This window comes from Streptomyces diacarni, from assembly GCF_003323715.1.
Classification (GTDB): Bacteria; Actinomycetota; Actinomycetes; order Streptomycetales; family Streptomycetaceae; genus Streptomyces; species Streptomyces diacarni.
On record NZ_QOIN01000026.1, the window covers coordinates 132328 to 150692 of the forward strand.

Genomic DNA, 18365 nt, shown 5'->3' on the forward strand with positions numbered 1-18365 from the left:
CGTTCGCCGTGCGGTGGTCACGGCGTACGGCCCGTACATCCCCGCGCGGAAGACGTACGCCGCCGTACCCGTGGCCGGGGCACGCGCTTGCGACCTGGTGAACGCTAGTCGCGTAGCGGGACGGTCACGCCATGAATCCGCAAACGCAGAAAATTCGCCAGTCCGCGCCACCACGGCCGGTGGCGGTGTCGTCGACGTTCGCCGTGCAGCTCAGTTCGACCCGGCGGGGCGCCCGCCTCGCGCGGCTGCTGGCCACGCAGTGGCTGGACGAACGCGGTGTGCCGTACCGGAGCGCGGCGTCCCACACGGCCGCGCTCCTCGTCGCGGAGTTGGCGGCCAACGCCGTACGGCACTGCGGCAGCATCGGCCGGGACTTCCGGCTGCGGCTGACACTCGGCGCGGCCGGAACCGCACGGGGCCGGTGCTGCGCGTCGAGGTCACCGACGCCCGCGCGGACAAGCCCCTGCCCTCGGGCCCGTGTCGGCTGCCGGACCCGGAGGAGGAGTCGGGGCGTGGGCTGGTGCTGGTGGACGCGGTGGCCCACCGCTGGGGAGAGCGGGTGAACGATCTGATCACCAAGACGCTGTGGGCGGAACTGGACCTGCCCGAGTGAGCGGGCCCGCGCACGAGGGGTGTTCGCCCGCGGGCTCAGGTGCCGGTCGTGCCCGTGCGTACGGGGAGGCGGTCGGTCTTGCGTTGCAGGGAGGTGAAGTCCTCGAACCAGGGGTGGGTACGGCCGGTCGAGCCGTCTGGGCCCTGCCGGACGGTGCGTGTGGCGTAGAGGCTGTTGAGCATCCAGGGGTGTTTGTCGGGGCCGATGTCGCGGACCATGGCGGCTCCCTGGGCCACGCCGTACGTGGCCACCGCGAGCTTCCCCGTGTCGCGGAAGCGCTGGACCTGGTCGCGCAGGTAGTGCCTGTTCCTGTGGAACCAGGGGCTCATCGACAAGAAGGCGTCCCACTTGTCCTGCGGGAAGGGGCTGTCCGCCGCCTTCCGCAGAAGCTGCCACACTCGGGTGTCCGGGGGGACGCCGTACCGCCGGGCGAACCGGGGCGGGATCCTGTCCCGCATGTGGGCACGCCAGGTGAGAACCAGGGAGAACTCGGTCGCGAGGAACTTCTGGTCGGAGCGCAGGTGCGGGAGCACGTAGTCCAGGTACTGCTGGGCGGCGTCGAGGGACGCCACGTGCGGGTGGATGTCGACGCCTTCGAGCTCCCGCGTGTCGTGGACGAACTCCAGCCACCGCCGGGTGGCCGGTGTCCGCTCGGCAGGGTTGTCGAGATGGTTGAGCGCACCCATGTACAGGCGGGTCCTGCACCCCTTGGGAAAGTGCTTCTCGCGGTACGCGATGAGGTGCTCGGCCACGTGCTCGTAGAACCTGTTGAGGGCGGGACCTTCACGGTCGGACCGCCGCGTCTCCAGGAACGGCTCGTTGCCTACCGCGAGGATGTCGACCTTGCCGAGCACCGCGCGGGCCACCTTCTCCACGCGGGCCAGCTCGGTGTCCATCGCCATGCTGCCCGGGGCGGGAAGCCGACGCTGCTGGTACGGGAACTTCAGCGACAGCACCGTGCCGTAGTGGTGTGCGTGCGCCTCCAGCAGGCTGGTGACCGCCCGCTGCTCCTCCGCCGGGCCCCGGTCGACCTGGAGCGTCGGCAAGAAGCCCCGCACCCAGCTCGCGGAGGCGCCCCGCAGCCTCTCGAAGCTCACCTCCGTGGGGTCCTCGTTGAAATTGACACCCAGGATGCCGCTCGGGGCCCTCGCTGGGCGGTCGGGAGTCCCGTCGCCTTCGTGGTCGCCTCCCTCGTCCTTTCCGACGCTGCACCCCGCCGCCAGCAGTGCGGCAGCGGACGCCCCGAGCACGAGACGGCGCCGTGGCACGCCGGACTTCGGTGCAGGGGGCGGGCCCTGCGCGGGGGGCGGGCCCTGCGCGGGGAACGTGCCCTGCGCGGGGGGCAGGCCGGGCTCCGGCGGCGTTGTGGGAGGCATGACGTTCTCCTTCTCCGTGTGCCGAGGGATACACGCAACGGCTACACGTCCGCGAGGCCGGAAGTGTTCAGCGTCCCGCCGAGGCGGTCAGCCCACGCCGACCGCGTTGACGAAGGGCTCGGGGTTCTTCATGTCCTCGGGGAGCGGTGTGGAGGCGTGGGAGGGGGAGGGCCGCCCGGAGGGGACTCGTCCCGGTAGGCTGCCAAGTTCTGGACAGCTCCGCTCACTTCAGGTAAGGGGCAGGAGCACACCCGATCACGAGCGTCCCCTCTGTCCCTTCCGCATGTCGGCTGGTCGGCGGCTGATCGATGAACAGCACCGCGATGAGCAGCATCGAACGGAGAGAAAATGCCTCCTCACGAGGAAAGCACGGGCCCAGTCGCCCCTGAAGTGCGCCGCGCTGTCCCCGCACCCGGTGTCGCCGGAGACCTGGAGGCGGCCATGCCGCGGTCCGGCCAACCGGTCCGTTTGGACCCGGCCGGGCAGCCGGAAGAGCCGGAAGGGCGGCAGAAACGGGAGGAAGAGAACCAGGAGGCTCCCGGACGCGCCCGCGGTGAAGGTGAGGCGGAGGTCTCCCCCGCTCCCTCCACGGGTGCGGCGGCTCTCGACGCACCCGACGCGGCCACCGCCCCGGGCTCCGCCACCGCCGACACCTCCGCCCCCGCTCCCGCCTCCGCCCGCTCCGGACAGGGACCGGCCGGATCCGGCGACGCTGCGGCCGCGAGCGCGAGTGGCAATCCGCCGGACCGGTCCGGTAGCGCCCAAGTCGGCGGCGGGCAGCCGCCCTCGGGCCGCCCCTCCAAGGCGATACTCGCCGGCGCGGGTATCGCCGGAGCATTCCTGATCGCGGTTCCGTTCCTCGTCATGGGGGCGAACGACGACGACGAAGAAGAGAAGATCTCGAAGACCGCCTCGGGCGTGACGATGCCGAAGGACAGTGAGGACGGCAACCCCGGTCAGTACGTCCCTGCGTCACCCGCGCCGTCTCGCGCCGCCGATGCTTCCGAGAGCCCGGATACGGAGAAGTCCGAGCACGACAAGGAGGACAAGGCCGGCGAGAAGGAGCCCGACGAGAAGGCGAGTGCCGCGGAGGCCGAGCACGAGAAGAAGCCGGGCGCCGTGGTGGCGGGAGGACCGTCGAAAACCAAGCCCATGCTGCTGCGGAACGCGATGACCAACTTCTGCGCCGACGTACCGGGGCGCGGCAAGGGCAAGGTCGGCGGCCCGGTCAACCAGGCCGGCTGCCACTCCACCGGGGACAACCAGAAATGGGAATTCCAAGTGAGCATCAAGGGAGGGGGGCCGGGCGGCTCCCACCTCTTTGTCATACGGAACAAGACGGACGGCCTGTGCATGGACGCGGCCGGCAAGGGAAACGCTCCGGGGGCCTCGCCCCTCACCGAGGGAAAATGCGACATGTCCAGGGCGGACAACCAGCTCTGGTGGCTCGACAGCCGGGGCGGTGGAAAGTACTGGATCCGCAATGTCAAGAGCAGCGACCGGTGCATTGACGTCTGGGGCGAGCACTTCGGCAGCGGTGGCCGCTTCGCACACCTGGGCTTGGCGGACTGCAACCCCAAGGACGACCACGCCTGGAAGCTCGACTGACGGCCGACGACCGTCCTGGAGCACCTGGACCGTCACCGGCCGACCCGGTGACGCCCAGGCATCAGCTCCGCAGGCTCGCCTCCACGAGGCGGGCCCACTGGGCCACGATTCCGCGGCGTCGGGCGCTGTCGTCGGTCAGCAGGTTGGCGAGGCCCAGGCCGCGGGCCGTGTCGAGCAGGCCTTGCACGGTCTCGCGTACGCCGGGGCGGGACTCGTCCGCGCCCAGCAGCGCGACCGCCATCCGGTGCGTCTCCCGGCCGATGCGGGCCTCCAGGGCGGTGACGCGGGGGCCGAGCTGCGGCTCGTTGGAGGCGGCGACCCACAGGTGCAGGGCGGCGCGGAAGAGGGGGCCCGTGTAGAGGCCGACCAGCGTTTCGACGGCGGCGTACACGGAGGCGGGCGTCGGCAGTTCGCGCAGGGCGCGGGAGCGCTCCTCGGCGACGTATTCGACGGCGGCCGTGAACAGGTCCTCGCGGGTGGGGAAGTGGTGCTGGGCCGCGCCCCGCGAGACGCCCGCGTGTTCGGCCACCACCGTGACGGTGCTGCCTGTCCAGCCCCGCTCGGCGAGACAGGTCACGGCCGAGGCGAGCAGCCGCTGCCGGGTGGCGCGGCTGCGGTCCTGTTTCGGCGCGGCCCCGCGGGCTCCCGGCGCGCGCTCGCCGGGGGAGCGTTCACCCGGCGCGCCTGCGCCCGTCGCGCGCCCGCCCCGCGCGCCCTCGCCCGGAACGCTTCCACCCGCCGTACGTCCGCTGCGCGTGCCCTCGCTCGCCGCCGTACGTCCGCTGCGCATCCGTTCGCTCTCCGTCCCCGTGCGTGGGTTCTCGGCGCGGTCCACCGCGCGGCCTGCCGCACGGGAGTCCGTGCGGTTCACCGCGCGGGGGTCTGCCGCACCGTCCACTCGGGCTCCCGTCGTTCCAGGAAGGCCGTCATGCCCTCGCGTGCCTCGTCGGACGCGAACAGCCGCGCCGACAGTTCGGCGAGCGTACCGGTGTCGCGGTCGAACGCGGCCAGTACGTCTCGGGTGACCAGCTGTTTCGACGCGGCGAGGCCCTGGGGGGAGCCGCGCCGGAGTCCGTCGAGGATGGGGGCGAGGGCTTCGTCGGGGTCGTCGGCCGCGCACGTCACGAGGCCGATTCTGGCGGCTTCCGCCGCGTCGAACCGTTCGCCCGTCAGGTAGTACCGGGCCATCGCGCGCGGGTCCGTGCGCGGCAGCACCGGCAGGGAGATCACGGCGGGGGCGACGCCGATGCGGGCCTCTGTGAAGGCGAACGTGGCGCCCGGTCCGGCCACGGAGATGTCGCACGCCGCGAGCAGTCCTGTGCCGCCCGCGCGGACGTGCCCTGTGACCCGGGCGACCACCGGTTTGGGGAACGCGACGAGCGTGCGCAGGAGCCTGGCCAGGCCCAGGGGGGCGTCCGTGGGCGCGTCGTCGGCGCTCGCCTCGCTCAGGTCGGCGCCCGCGCAGAACGTGGTGCCGGTGTGGGTGAGGAGCACCGCGCGGGTGCCGGGGTCGGCCTCGGCGCGGTGCATCTCCTCATGCAGCCGGGCCACCAGGCGGGTGGAGAGCGCGTTGCGGTTGTGGGGCGAGTCGAGGGTGAGGGTGCGGACGGCGTCGCGGGACGCCACCGTGACGACGTCCCCCTCCGGTGTGCCCATCAGTACGACTTCGGGAGGCCGAGGGTCTGGTGGGAGACGTAGTTGAGGATCATCTCCCTGCTGACCGGCGCGATCCGCGCCACCCGGGACGCCGTGATCATCTGTGCCAGGCCGTATTCGCGGGTCAGCCCGTTGCCGCCCAGGGTGTGCACCGACTGGTCGACGGCGCGTACACACGCCTCTCCCGCCGCGTACTTGGCCATGTTCGCCGCTTCTCCCGCGCCGATGTCGTCACCCGCGTCGTACAGCCGTGCGGCTTTCTGCATCATCAGGCGTGCGCACTCCACCTCGATGTGGACCTGCGCGAGGGGGTGGGCGATCGCCTGGTGCGCGCCGATGGGTTCCTTCCACACCTGGCGGGTGCGGGCGTAGTCCAGTGCCTGCTCGAGGCAGTAGCGGGCCATGCCGAGCGCGAAGGCCGCCGTCATGATGCGCTCCGGGTTCAGGCCGGCGAACAGCTGGAGCAGGCCCGCGTCCTCGTCGCCGACCAGCGCGTCGGCGGGCAGCCGCACGTCGTCGAGGACGAGTTCGAACTGTTTCTCGGGGGCACCGAGTTCCATGTCGATCTGGTGGCGGGTGAAGCCGGCCGCGTCGCGCGGGACGATGAACAGGCAGGGCTTCAGCTTGCCCGTGCGGGCGTCCTCCGTGCGGCCGACGACGAGCGTCGCCTCCGCGATGTCGACGCCGGAGATGAAGACCTTCCTGCCGGTCAGCAGCCAGTCGCCGGTCGCCGCGTCGCGGCGGGCCGTGGTGGTGATGCGGTGGGAGTTGGAGCCGGCGTCCGGCTCGGTGATGCCGAACGCCATCTTGCGGGTGCCGTCGGCCAGGCCCGGCAGCCAGGCCCGCTTCTGCTCGTCGGTGCCGAAGCGGGATATCACCGTGCCGCAGATCGCCGGCGAGACCACCATCATGAGCAGGGGGCAGCCGGCCGCGCCGAGTTCCTCCAGGACGAGGGAGAGTTCCTGGATGCCGGCGCCGCCGCCCCCGTACTCCTCGGGCAGGCTGACGCCCAGGTAGCCGAGTTCCGCGGCTTCCAGCCAGAGTGCGTCGGTGTGCTTGCCCTGTGCGACGACGTCGGCGAAGTACGCGCGCCCGTAGCGTTTGCCGAGGGCGGCCACCGAGGCGCGCAGAGCGCTTTGTTCCTCGGTTTCGATCAGACCGTGGGTCATGGTGCGTCCCTTCGTTGTGGTTGCGTGCGGTGTCTGGCCCCTCCCCCGCCCCTTCCCGTTTCCTCCGGGGCTCCGCCCCCGGACCCTGGGTCCTCACACGCCGGACGGGCTTGGAAAGAGCACCCGTGGAAGAGGCGGGGCCGGGGCGCTGTCACTCCGCGACGACGGCCAACAAGGTGCCGACGTCGACCTGCTGGCCCTCGGACACGTGCAGTGCGGTGACTCTTCCGGCCGCGGGGGCGGCCACCCGGTGCTCCATCTTCATCGCCTCCAGCCACAGCAGGGGTTGGCCCGCGGTGACGGTGCTGCCCTCGCGCAGGCCCTCCGCGAGGCGGACGACGGTGCCGGGCATGGCGGCCAGCAGGGAGCCGGGTTCCGTCACGTTCTCCGGCTCGGGGAGGCGGGGGAGCGCGGTGAAGGCGTGGGAGCCGGCGAACACCCGGTCGCCGTACACCGCGACCGGGTACCGGCGCCGCACACCGCCGCTCTCCAGCACGACCGCGTCGGCCCGTGCCGTGACGACCCGCACGTCGGGGGGTGAGACGGGGGCCGGCCGTCCATCGCGCCCCCACACGTACCGCACCTCGTGCTCGGCGCCGTCGCGGTCGGCGTAGCGCCGCAGGTGGGGCGCGGAGGCGAGGTTGCGCCAGCCGCCCGTCCTGGCGGCGACGCGGGGGCGGGCGGGCTCGTCGTGGACGGCCTGGGCGAGCGCGGCGGCGAGCAGCGCGCAGGCGGCGTCGGCGGCGTCCGCGGCGGCGGGGGTGGTCAACTCGGCCAGGTGCCGGGTGTAGAAGCCGGTGTCCATGCCGGCGGCGGCGAAGTCGGGGTGGCGCAGGGAGCGCACGAGCAGGTCGCGGTTGGTGACGGGCCCGTGCACATGGGCCTGCTCCAGCGCCCGCGCCAGCTTCCGTACGGCCGCTGAGCGAGTCGGCGCGCAGGCGATGACCTTCGCGAGCATGGGGTCGTAGTGCACGCCGATCTCGCTGCCGTCCGCGACGCCGGAGTCGACGCGGACGTCTCCCGGCACGTCCAGCCGCCACAGGGTGCCCGTCTGCGGCTGCCAGTCGTGGGCCGGGTCCTCCGCGTACAGGCGCGCCTCGACGGCGTGCCCGCGGGGCGGCGGGGGCCCGTCCGCGGGGAGGGCGGCGCCTTCGGCCACCTGGATCTGCTGGGCGACCAGGTCCAGTCCGTACACGCACTCGGTCACCGGGTGCTCGACCTGGAGGCGGGTGTTCATCTCCAGGAAGTAGGGGCGCCCCTGTCCGGAGACGAGGAACTCGACGGTGCCCGCGCCCCGGTAGTCGACGGCGCGGGCGGCGGCGCGCGCCGCGTCCGCCAGCGTGGCGCGCAGCGCGTCGTCCAGGCCGGGCGCCGGCGCCTCCTCGACGACCTTCTGGTGGCGGCGTTGCAGCGAGCAGTCGCGGGTGCCCAGCGTCCACACGGTGCCGTGGGCGTCGGCGAGCACCTGGACCTCGACGTGGCGGCCGTCCTCGACGTACGGCTCGACGAAGACCTCGCCGTCGCCGAACGCGGAGGCGGCCTCGGCGCGCGCGGCCTCGATCTCCCCGGTGAGCGTGGCGCGTTCCCGTACGACGCGCATACCGCGTCCGCCACCGCCCGCCGCGGCCTTGACCAGCACGGGAAGGTCCGCCTCCGTGACCTCGTCCGCGTCGAGCGGGGCGAGCAGCGGCACCTGAGCCTCGGCCATCAGCTTCTTGGCGCGCGTCTTGGAGGCCATGGCCTCGATCGCGTTCGGCGGCGGGCCGATCCACACCAGCCCCGCTTCCTGTACGGCGCGCGCGAAGCCGGCGTTCTCGGACAGGAAGCCGTAGCCGGGGTGCACGGCGTCGGCGCCGGCGGCGCGTGCGGCGGCGACGAGGAGATCGCCGCGCAGGTAGGTGTCGGCGGGCGCGTTGCCCGGCAGCCGTACGGCGGCGTCGGCCTCCCGCACGTGGGGCGCCTCGGCGTCCGCGTCGGAGTGGACGGCGACCGTGGCGATGCCCAGTTCGCGGCAGGTGCGCAGGACGCGCCGCGCGATCTCGCCCCGGTTGGCGACCAGTACGGAGTGGATCATTCCCTGCTCCCTGTCGTTGCCGGACGTGCCCGTCCGTGCCCTCGATCCGGCCCTCATCCCTGTGCTCACATCCGGAAGACGCCGAAGCCGCCGCGTGCGCCGGTCACCGGCGCGGTGTGCACCGCCGACAGGCAGATGCCGAGGACGGTGCGGGTGTCGCGCGGGTCGATGACCCCGTCGTCGTAGAGCCGTCCCGACAGGAACATCGGCAGGGACTCGCTCTCGATCTGCTGCTCGACCATGGCCCGCATCCCGGCGTCGGCCTCCTCGTCGAACGGCCGGCCCTTCGCGGCGGCCGACTCGCGCATGACGATCGAGAGGACGCCCGCGAGCTGCTGCGGCCCCATCACCGCGGACTTGGCGCTCGGCCACGCGAACAGGAAGCGCGGCTCGTAGGCCCTGCCGCACATCCCGTAGTGGCCCGCCCCGTAGCTGGCTCCCATCAGGACCGACAGGTGCGGCACCTTCGAGTTGGAGACGGCGTTGATCATCATGGAGCCGTGTTTGACGATGCCGCCCTGCTCGTACTCCTTGCCGACCATGTAACCCGTCGTGTTGTGCAGGAACAGCAGCGGAATGTCGCGCTGGTTGGCGAGCTGGATGAACTGGGTGGCCTTCTGCGACTCCTCGCTGAACAGCACCCCCCGCGCGTTGGCGAGGATGCCGACCGGATACCCGTGCAGCCGCGCCCACCCGGTCACCAGGCTCGCCCCGTACAGCGGTTTGAACTCGTCGAAGGCGGAGCCGTCCACGATCCGGGCGATCACCTCACGCGGGTCGAACGGCACCTTGAGGTCGCCGGGCACGATGCCGAGCAGCTCCTCCGGATCGTGCACGGGCTCCGCGACGGTGTCCTGCTCCGGGTCCGGGTGTGCCTTGCGCCAGTTGAGGCGGGCCACGACGCGGCGCGCCTGGCGCAGCGCGTCCGGCTCGTCCACCGCGTAGTGGTCGGCCAGCCCCGAGGTGCGGGCGTGCATGTCCGCACCGCCCAGCTCCTCGTCGTCGGCCTCCTCGCCGGTCGCCATCTTGACCAGCGGCGGACCGCCGAGGAACACCTTGGCGCGCTCCTTCACCATGATCACGTGGTCGGACATCCCGGGGATGTACGCGCCGCCGGCCGTCGAGTTGCCGAACACGACGGCGACCGTCGGAATCCCCGCCTCCGACAGGCGGGTGATGTCGCGGAAGAGCGCGCCCCCGGGGATGAAGATCTCCTTCTGGCTCGGCAGGTCCGCACCGCCGCTCTCCACCAGGCTCACGCACGGCAGCCGGTTCTGGTACGCGATCTCGTTGGCCCGCAGCGCCTTCTTCAACGTCCACGGATTGCTGGCACCGCCGCGGACGGTCGGATCGTTCGCCGTGATCAGGCACTCGACGCCCTCGATGACGCCGATGCCCGCCACCAGGGAGGCACCCGTCGTGTAGTCGCTGCCCCACGCCGCGAGCGGGGACAGCTCCAGGAACGGGGTGTCCGCGTCGAGCAGCAGCTCGATCCGCTCGCGGGCCGGCAGCTTGCCGCGCCCCCGGTGCCGCGCCACGTACTTCTCCCCGCCGCCCGCGAGCGCCTTCGCCTGCTCGGCGTCCAGCTCGGCCAGTTTGCCCAGCATGGTCTCGCGGTGCGCGCCGTACTCCGGCGTGCTGGTGTCCAGCGCGGAGCGGAGGGCCCCGGACCCGAACCCGGCTCCGGCCGCTCCGGCCGCTCCGGCTGCTCCGGCTGCTCCGGCCGCTGCCTGCGTTCCTGCGGTCACGAAAGGAACACCTCCGGTATGTCGAGGTGGCGCGCGCGCAGCCACTCGCCGAGCGCCTTCGCCTGCGGATCGAAGCGGTGCTGTGCGGCCACGCCCGCGCCGAGGATGTCCTCGACCACGAAGTTGAGGGCGTGCAGGTTGGGCAGTTCGTGGCGGGTGACGGGCAGCTCCGCCGCCTCCGGCAGCAGCTCGCGCAGCTTCGCGACGGTCAGCGTCTCCCTCAGCCACCGGTGGATCGCCGGGTCCCCGTCCCGCGCCCACACCCCGATGTTGGCGCTGCCGCCCTTGTCGCCGCTGCGGGTGCCGGCGACGCGGCCGAGGGGCGCGCGTCGGGTGTTGTGCCCCTGCCCCTCCCCTTCCCGTTTCCCGGGGGGCCGGGGGAGCAGCCCCGGGTTCCGGGGAGGGGCGGGGTGGGGGAAGGACACGTCCTGCCGCCTGCCGTCCGGTAGCACCGCGACATGGGGCACCGTCGAGGCGTCGACGTAGGCGGCCTCGAACACCCCGTAGGGCGCTCCTCGCGACGGCGGCGCCGTCACGTGGAAGCCCGGGTAGCTGGCCAGCGCCAGCTCGATCGCGGGGCCCGAGACGGCGCGGCCGACGGCGGCCTCGTCGTCGTCGCGGACGACCAGCCGCAGCAGCGCACTCGCCTCCTCCTGCACGTCGGCGTCCTCGCGCCCCGTCCGCACGAGGCTCCAGGTGACCTCCCTCGGACGCCGGGGCCCCGCCAGCGCGGCCTCCATCTGGCCGCGCACCAAGGCGGCCTTGGCGTCGATGTCGAGTCCGGTCAGCACGAAGGTGACCTCGTTGCGGAAGCCGCCGAGCCGGGTCAGGCCGACCTTGAGGGTGCCGGGGCGGGGCTCGCCGCGCACGCCGCCGACCCGGACCCGGTCGGTGCCCGCCTGGCTGAGCCGCACGGAGTCCAGGCGGGCGGTCACGTCGGGTCCCGGGTAGCGGGGTCCTGCGGTCTCGTAGAGGAGTTGCGCGGTGACGGTACCGACGGTGACCGCGCCCCCGGTGCCGGGATGTTTGGTGATCACCGAGCTGCCGTCCTCGGCGATCTCCGCCAGCGGGAACCCGGGCCGGCGCACGTCGATGCCCTCCTGGGCGAAGAAGGCGTAGTTGCCGCCGGTCGCCTGGGCGCCGCACTCCAGTACGTGCCCGGCGACGACCGCGCCCGCCAGCCGGTCCCAGTCGTCGTCGGCCCAGCCGAAGTGGGCGGTGGCGCAGCCCGACACGAGCGCCGCGTCGCTCACCCGCCCGGTGACGACGACGTCGGCGCCGCCCCGCAGGCACTCCGCGATGCCCGCGCCGCCCAGGTACGCGTTGGCCGTCAGCACCCCCTCGCCCCAGCCACCGCGCCCGGTGAGGTCGTCGCCCTCGACGTGGGCGACCCGCGCCGGCACGCCGACGCGCTCGCTCAGCTCGCGCACGGCGTCCGCCAGGCCCGCCGGGTTGAGACCGCCCGCGTTGGTGACGAGCGTGACGCCGCGCTCCCGCGCGAGCCCGAGCCCGGTCTCCAACTGCCGCAGGAACGTCCTGGCGTAGCCGCGCGCCGGGTCCTTGAGGCGGTCGCGGCCGAGGATGAGCATGGTGAGTTCGGCGAGGTAGTCGCCGGTCACCACGTCGAGGGGGCCGCCGGTCAGCATGTCGGCGAGCGCGTCGAAACGGTCGCCGTAGAAGCCGGACGCGTTCCCGACGCGGAGCGGTGCGCTCCGCCGCGCCGGGCCGCTCACGCCTCCCCCGGAGACCCCGGTGTCCGGCCCGCTCACGCCCGCGCCTCCCCCGCGTGTCCCGGCTCCCGGCCCGCTCCCGGCGGCCCCGCGAACGCCTGGGCGATCTCCAGCCACTGGTCGGCGTCGGCGCCTTCGGCGTGCACGTCCGCGTCGTCGCGGTGCACCCGCTGGGTCACCAGACGGCAGAAGTCGTGCGCGTCCCCGGTCACCTTCTGCCCGGTGTCCGCCGGGCCGTGCGCCCACACCTCGCCGCCGGGCCCCCTCACCTCCACCCGGAACGGCCCCGCCGGCGGCCGCAGCCCGTGCACGGCGTACGCGAAGTCCCGGGCGCGGACGCCGAGGCGCACGATGTGCCGCAACCGCCGCGTGGGCCGCCGCGCGACACCCAGCGCGTCGGCGACGTCCTCGCCGTGCGCCCAGGTCTCCATGAGGCGCGCGGTGGCCATGCTCGCGGGGCTCATGGACGTCCCGTACCAGGGCAGCCGCGGGCCGGGCAGCGCGGCGGTGAGCGCGTCCGCCACCGCGGCGCGCCCGGCCCGCCACCGGTGCAGCAGCTCGGCGTGCGGCAGCCTCGCGCCCTCCTCGGCCGCCTCGTCGATGAAGTGCGCCGCTCCCCCGGTTTCGGAGTCGCCCTGGGATCCGTCCGGGAACCGCTCCGCCTCGCGCCGGAACGCCTCGGGTTCCGCGGCCGCGAGCAGGGCTTGCCCGTCGGTCCAGGCCAGGTGGGCGATCTGGTGGGCGACGGTCCAGCCGGGCGCCGGGGTGGCCGCCGCCCAGCTCGCGGGCGGCAGGTCGGCGACCAGCCGGTCCAGGTCCTCGCTCTCGGCGCGCAGGTCGGCCAGGAGGCCGCTGAGAAGCTCCGCCGGTGTGGCCACAGCCCACCCTCCTCGGGTCGCGGGGGTCGCGGGTCGGGGCGGCGGCGGGCGGGGCGCGCCTCACCGGAGGCGCTCCGGCCGCCGCCGAGCGCGCCCCAACCGCCGTGCGTGGCACCGAGACTGGCAGTCACGGCGAAAACAAGCAAGCGTGCTTGCATGACTTTTCCCCGCGGACCCGTCCGGGTAGCTCCCCTGCGGAACGGGGGCCCCGAAGGGAGGGAAAGCGACAACGTGACCGCGACGCGCAACTCCGCACCCGTCCACCCCGACATGCCGCTGCACCGGCTCGACGTCCCCGCCCCGCGCGCCCTCCCGTTCGCCATCGGGACGTTCGACACCATCGGCCCGCTCTCCCGCGCCGCCTATCCGCACCGGCACACGTTCTACGAGATCGCCTACGTGACGCACGGCAGCGGCTCCCACGTCATCGACCTGCGCCGCTGGACCCTGCGCCCGCCCCACCTGTGCTTCATCACGCCCGGCCGGACGCACCACTGGCAGCAGCACGAGCAGGTCCACGGCAGCGTCGTCCTCTTCGACCCGTCCTTCCTGCTCGCCCACCCCTCGGACCGCGCGTTACTGCGCGCCCTGGGCGAACACCCCTCCCTCCCCCTGACGGGGCAGGCCGCCGCCCGGGTCGAGGACCTGCTCGACGGCATGCGGTCCGAGTACGGTGAAGGACAGCGCGGCATGCCGACGGTCCTCCAGGCGTACCTGCACATCCTCCTGGTCCACGCGAGCCGCCTCCCCGCCGAGACCCGCGCGCACAGCGGCCACGCGGCCCAGACCCGGGACGCCGCACCCGGCGCGGCCGCCTCCCTGGCCGGCCGGTTCGTCCAGCTGCTGGAGCCGCCAGGCGCCGCGGGCGCACACACCGTCGCCTCCTGCGCCGCCGAACTCGGCGTCTCCGTCGGCTACCTGACCGCCGCCGCCCGCTCGGCCACCGGACGCACCCCGGGACAGCTCATCCGGCACGCCCAGGTGCTGGAGGCCAAACGGCTGCTCGCCGGCACCGACATGACGGTGCGGCGCGTCGCCCACGACGTCGGCTTCGCCGACCCCGCCTACTTCTGCCGCTTCTTCCGGCGCGAGACCGGCGCGAGCCCCGGCCAGTTCCGCCGCGAGGCACACGAGGGGCCGGCGACGGAAAGCACCACGCTTTGGTAACTCCGTCCATCGACCCCGCCCCGGCGCCGCCGTAGCGTCGTCCCCACTCGGCCGAACCCCGGCCGGACGCGTCCGTCCCCCGCACTTCCCCCACCGTCGAAAGAGCGAGGAACGAACCAGTGGATGACGACAAGCGCCCCGAGACGAGAAGGCCCCGCGGGATCAGCCGCAAGAGCGTGCTGCGCGCCGCGGTGGCCGCCGCACCGGCCGCCGTGCTGATCGGCACCGGAGCGGGCGGAGCGACCCCCGCACTGGCCCGCGACCAGCGCGAGGCGGGCCGGCGCCTCGAACCGACCCCCACCTGCGACGACGGCGACGACCCCACACCACCGCAGATGGAGGGCCCCTACTTCAAGCCCAACTCCCCCGAGCGCGACGCGATCGTCCCGCCCGGCACCCAGGGAACCGAACTGGCCGTCAGCGGGTTCGTCTTCGGCACCGGATGCGAACCGCTGGCGGACGTGCTGCTCGACTGGTGGCAGGCCGACCCGAACGGCACCTACGACAACGCCGGCTACGACTTCCGCGGCCACCAGTACACCGGCGCCGACGGCTCCTTCCGGCTGGCCACGCTGCACCCGGGCCTGTACCCGGGCCGCACCCGGCACCTGCATGTCAAGGTGCAGGCCCCGCACCAGCCCATCCTCACCACCCAGCTCTACTTCCCCGGCGAACCGCGCAACCAGACCGACCCCCTCTTCGACGCCCGGCTGCTGATGAACGTCCAGCAGAACGGCGCCGGGCTGGTGGGCACGTTCGACTTCGTCGTCAACGCGTAGGGCCGTAAGGCCGCCGCCCGCCCCCTCGCCCGGCGCCGTCACCGGTCGAGGGGGTGACGCGCACACTCACGTGCCGGAGCCGGACGCCGCCCGCCGGTGCAGGTGGGCGGCCAGCACCTCCGCCAGGTGCCTGCTGTGGTGGCCGCCCAGTTGGTCCATCTGGGTGCGGCACGAGTAGCCGTCCGCGAGGACCTCCGTGCCCGGCGCGGCCTCCCGCAGGGAGGGCAGGAGCTGATCCTCGGCGCAGGCCGCGGAAACGGCGTAGTGGCCCTTCTCGAAGCCGAAGTTGCCGGCCAGGCCGCAGCAGCCGCCGGACAGGTCCCCGGTGAGACCGGCGCGCTCGCGCAGGCGCCGGTCGGCGGCGTCGCCGATGACCGCGTGCTGATGGCAGTGGGTCTGGCCGGCCACGGGCCGGTCGACGCGCGGCGGCGCCCAGTCGGGGGCCTGCTCCTGAAGGGTCTGCGCGAAGGTGCGCACCGCCCGTGCCAGCCGCGCGGCGCGCGGGTCGTCGCCCAGCAGCTCGGGGACGTCCGAGCGCAGGGCAGCCGCGCACGGAGGCTCCAGCACGGCGATGGGCAGGCCCGCGTCCAGGGCGGGCTCGATGTGGTCGAGGGTGCGCCGCATGACCGTACGGGCGCGGTCGAGCTGGCCCGTGGAGACGTACGTCAGGCCGCAGCACACCTGCTTCGGCGGCACGACGGGGCGCAGCCCCGCATCCTGGAAGACGCGCACCGCCGCCGTACCCGCCTCGGGCGAGAGGTAATTGGTGAACGTGTCGGGCCACAGGACGACGGGGGTGCCGCTCGCCCGCTCCCTGCCCGGCTGCTTGCGCCACCAGCGGGTGAAAGGGGTGCGGGGCAGCGCGGGGATGTCCCGCTCGGGGGCGAGACCGCCCAGCCGCTTGGCGAGCGCCGCCAGCGGGGGAACCGCGGCTCCGGCGTTCAGCAGCGGCACCGTGCGCGTGGCGTCGGCCAGGCGCAGCCAGCGCGGCAGCCACCCCATCGAGTAGTGCGCCATCGGGCGCGCCTTGCCCGGGTTGCGCGCGTCACCCTCGTGGTAGTGGTGCAGGAACTCGGCCTTGTAGGTGGCCATGTCGACGCCGACCGGGCAGTCGCTCTTGCAGCCCTTGCACGACAGGCACAGGTCGAGCGCGTCGTGCACCTCCTCGGACTGCCACCCCTGGGTGACGACCTCGCCCGCGAGCATCTCGTGCAGCAGCCGGGCCCGGCCGCGGGTGGAGTGCTTCTCCTCGCCGGTGGCCCGGAAGGACGGGCACATCACGCTCGCGCCCGACGCCGTCTCGTTGCGGCACTTGGCGACGCCCACGCAGCGGCGCACGGCGGCCGAGAAGTCTCCCCCGTCGTGCGGGTAGCCGAACTCGACGTCCACGGGGGTGCGCGGCAGCGGGGCGAAGCGCAGGTTGGCGTCGATCGGTTCGGGCCGCACGAGCATGCCGGGGTTGAGGCCGCCCGCCGGGTCCCACAGGTCCTTGAAACGGTTGAACAGCCCGATCATCTCGGGCCCGTACATGCGGGGCAGCAGCGCCGCACGCGCCTGCCCGTCGCCGTGCTCGCCGGAGAGGGAGCCGCCGTGCGCGACGACGGTGTCGGCCAGCGCGGTGGAGAACTCGCGGAACGTGGCGATGCCCGCCTCGTCCATCAGGTCGAAGTCGATGCGCACGTGGATGCAGCCGTCCCCGAAATGCCCGTAGGGCAGGCCGCGCAGCCCGTACTCGCGCAGCAGTTTGCGGAAGTCGCGCAGGTAGGCGCCCAACCGCTCGGGAGGCACGGCGCAGTCCTCCCAGCCGGGCCAGGCCTCCGCGTCCTCCGCCATGCCGGGAAGCCGCAGCCGGGTCGCCGTCCCGGAGGCGTCCTCGCGGATCCGCCACAGCGCGCGCTGCCCGGCCGCGTCCGTGACCAGACTGCGGTCGGTGGTGGACTCGCGGGCGGCGCGGCACAGCGCTTCGGCGTTGGCCCGCGCGTGGGCCGCGTCGTCGCCGCCGACCTCGACGAACAGCCAGGCGCCGCCCCGGGGGAGCAAGGCGCGGGCCGCGTCGCCCACCAGGTCGTTGGCCATGCCCTCGACGGTGAGGGGCCCGTGCGGGAGCAGCCCGGCGGCGGCCTCGGCGGCCGCGCTCTCGTCCGCGTACCCGAGGACGGCCAGCACGCGGGCGCCCGGTGTCGGCACCAGCCCCACGGTGGCGCGGGTCAGCACGCCCAGGGTGCCCTCGCTGCCGGTGAAGGCGCGCGCCCAGTCCTCGCCCTTCTCGGGCAGCAGCTCATCCAGCGCGTAGCCGGAGATCCGCCGCGGCAGCTCGGGGAACCCCGTGCGCAGCCGGGCGAGTTCCCCCTGGACGAGAGAGCGCGCCGCGGTGCGCAGCCGCTCCGGCACCCCGTCGCCGCCGCGCGCGAGGCGGGCCCGCTCACCGCCGAAGGTGAGCACCTCCAGCTCGCGGACGTTGTCCGCGGTGGTGCCCCAGGCCACCGAGTGGGAGCCGCAGGAGTTGTTGCCAATCATCCCGCCGAGGGTGCAGCGGCTGTGCGTCGAGGGGTCGGGCCCGAAGGTGAGCCCGTACGCGCCGGCGGCACCGCGCAGATCGTCCAGGATCACGCCGGGGCGCACCACGGCGGTACGGCTGTCGGGATCCAGGCGCTCGATGGCGCGCAGGTGGCGGGTGAAGTCGAGGACGACGCCGGCCCCGGTGGCCTGCCCCGCGATCGACGTCCCCGCCCCGCGCGCCACCACGGGCACGCCCTGCTCCCGGCAGACCGCCAGCACGGCCGCCACGTCGTCGTCATCCCTGGGCGCCACCACACCGAGCGGAACCCGCCGGTAGTTGGAGGCGTCCATCGTCATCAACGCCCTGTCCTGGACGCCGAACTCCACCTCGCCGCCCCGCACCGCGGCCCGAAGGGCCCGTTCCAGGTCCGCTGCCCGCTCCCGTGCCTCTGCCATGCGCACAGAGTGCACGCTCGGGCCGGGCGAACGCTGCCCCTTCGGTGATCTGAACAACTGTGTCCCCCGTCACGCGCGCGGGCGGGGGCCACTGCCGGCCGGTCAGCCCGTCAGCCCGCGTACGGATCCGGTGCCGTGAACGTGTCCAGCAGGCGCGGCGGCGCCGCCTGCCGGAAGGAATCGACCACGATGTCCCGCAGCTCCGCCATGTCCTCCAGCGCCGCCAGCCGGGCCCGCACCCAGTGGGAGCCCGCCTCGTGCGGCGGCACCCAGAACTTCTCCGGCTCGGCCGCGATCAGCTCGCCCCTCTCCAGGCGGGGGCAGCGCACCGCGAACGAGGACCGGTCGTCCGGCATCGTCAGGAACATCTTTCCCGCGACCCGGAAGGTCGGCATCGCCCACGCCTCGACCTCCTTGGTCTCGGGAAGCACCAGCGCGAGACGGCGCACGTCATCGGGGCCTGGCCGGCCGGCTCTCGGTCCTGTCATGGCCTCAGAGTAGGGGCACCCACCGACAGCGGCCCGCCGCGCGCCCACCGCGGTCCGCGTCCGCCCGCCGTCTCAGGCGCTGGACGTTCCGCCGTGCCCGCGCCCCGGCGGCACTAGGCTTGCC

Annotated in this window: 13 protein-coding genes and 1 pseudogene; 4 read left to right on the plus strand and 10 right to left on the minus strand. The window is 73.7% G+C overall.

The window, feature by feature from the left end; genetic code table 11:
• The first annotated feature begins 131 nt into the window (after nucleotides 1-131).
• Nucleotides 132-613, plus strand: a pseudogene (locus DTL70_RS35060) (ATP-binding protein).
• A 35-nt stretch (nucleotides 614-648) separates the two neighbouring features.
• Here the strand turns inward: DTL70_RS35060 and DTL70_RS03020 are convergent.
• Entirely contained in the window at nucleotides 649-1989 is a 1341-nt protein-coding gene (locus tag DTL70_RS03020) for a hypothetical protein (RefSeq protein ID WP_245978945.1), read from the minus strand.
• Between the two features lie 441 nt (nucleotides 1990-2430).
• On the opposite strand from DTL70_RS03020, the gene DTL70_RS03030 reads away from it, so the two are divergent.
• Nucleotides 2431-3597 (plus strand): RICIN domain-containing protein, encoded by a 1167-nt coding sequence (locus DTL70_RS03030; protein WP_147266720.1) that lies wholly within the window; start codon nucleotides 2431-2433, stop codon nucleotides 3595-3597.
• A gap of 61 nt (nucleotides 3598-3658) precedes the next feature.
• Here the strand turns inward: DTL70_RS03030 and DTL70_RS03035 are convergent, their stop codons facing one another.
• The 7 genes from DTL70_RS03035 to DTL70_RS03065 form a co-directional block, all read right to left on the minus strand.
• Complete coding sequence (locus tag DTL70_RS03035; RefSeq protein WP_114020313.1) at nucleotides 3659-4387, minus strand: TetR/AcrR family transcriptional regulator; 729 nt, start codon at nucleotides 4385-4387, stop codon at nucleotides 3659-3661.
• Between the two features lie 77 nt (nucleotides 4388-4464).
• A complete protein-coding gene (locus DTL70_RS03040) occupies nucleotides 4465-5253 on the minus strand; it encodes an enoyl-CoA hydratase family protein (protein ID WP_114020251.1) in 789 nt (262 codons plus the stop codon).
• Complete coding sequence (locus tag DTL70_RS03045; protein ID WP_114020252.1) at nucleotides 5253-6422, minus strand: acyl-CoA dehydrogenase family protein; 1170 nt, start codon at nucleotides 6420-6422, stop codon at nucleotides 5253-5255. Before DTL70_RS03045 ends, DTL70_RS03040 begins: the two co-directional genes overlap by 1 nt.
• 151 nt (nucleotides 6423-6573) lie before the next feature.
• On the minus strand, nucleotides 6574-8496 hold the full coding sequence (locus DTL70_RS03050) for an acetyl/propionyl/methylcrotonyl-CoA carboxylase subunit alpha (RefSeq protein WP_114020253.1): 1923 nt from the start codon (nucleotides 8494-8496) through the stop codon (nucleotides 6574-6576).
• Between the two features lie 65 nt (nucleotides 8497-8561).
• The gene (locus DTL70_RS03055; protein WP_114020314.1) at nucleotides 8562-10145 is read right to left on the minus strand and encodes an acyl-CoA carboxylase subunit beta; all 1584 of its coding nucleotides are present in this window, start codon (nucleotides 10143-10145) and stop codon (nucleotides 8562-8564) included.
• A 95-nt stretch (nucleotides 10146-10240) separates the two neighbouring features.
• Nucleotides 10241-11977, minus strand: a complete 1737-nt coding sequence (locus DTL70_RS03060; protein ID WP_114020315.1) for an acyclic terpene utilization AtuA family protein — start codon at nucleotides 11975-11977, stop codon at nucleotides 10241-10243.
• Nucleotides 11978-12009: 32 nt separating this feature from the next.
• The gene (locus DTL70_RS03065) at nucleotides 12010-12852 is read right to left on the minus strand and encodes a TIGR03084 family metal-binding protein (RefSeq protein ID WP_114020254.1); all 843 of its coding nucleotides are present in this window, start codon (nucleotides 12850-12852) and stop codon (nucleotides 12010-12012) included.
• A gap of 231 nt (nucleotides 12853-13083) precedes the next feature.
• Here DTL70_RS03065 and DTL70_RS03070 point away from each other — a divergent pair, with 231 nt between their 5' ends.
• Nucleotides 13084-14019 (plus strand): AraC family transcriptional regulator, encoded by a 936-nt coding sequence (locus DTL70_RS03070; RefSeq protein ID WP_245978948.1) that lies wholly within the window; start codon nucleotides 13084-13086, stop codon nucleotides 14017-14019.
• A 119-nt stretch (nucleotides 14020-14138) separates the two neighbouring features.
• The gene (locus tag DTL70_RS03075) at nucleotides 14139-14798 is read left to right on the plus strand and encodes a dioxygenase family protein (protein WP_114020255.1); all 660 of its coding nucleotides are present in this window, start codon (nucleotides 14139-14141) and stop codon (nucleotides 14796-14798) included.
• A gap of 66 nt (nucleotides 14799-14864) precedes the next feature.
• Here the strand turns inward: DTL70_RS03075 and DTL70_RS03080 are convergent, their stop codons facing one another.
• A complete protein-coding gene (locus tag DTL70_RS03080; RefSeq protein ID WP_114020317.1) occupies nucleotides 14865-17753 on the minus strand; it encodes an FAD-binding and (Fe-S)-binding domain-containing protein in 2889 nt (962 codons plus the stop codon).
• Nucleotides 17754-17863: 110 nt separating this feature from the next.
• Complete coding sequence (locus DTL70_RS03085) at nucleotides 17864-18241, minus strand: MmcQ/YjbR family DNA-binding protein (protein WP_114020256.1); 378 nt, start codon at nucleotides 18239-18241, stop codon at nucleotides 17864-17866.
• Between the last annotated feature and the right edge of the window lie 124 nt (nucleotides 18242-18365).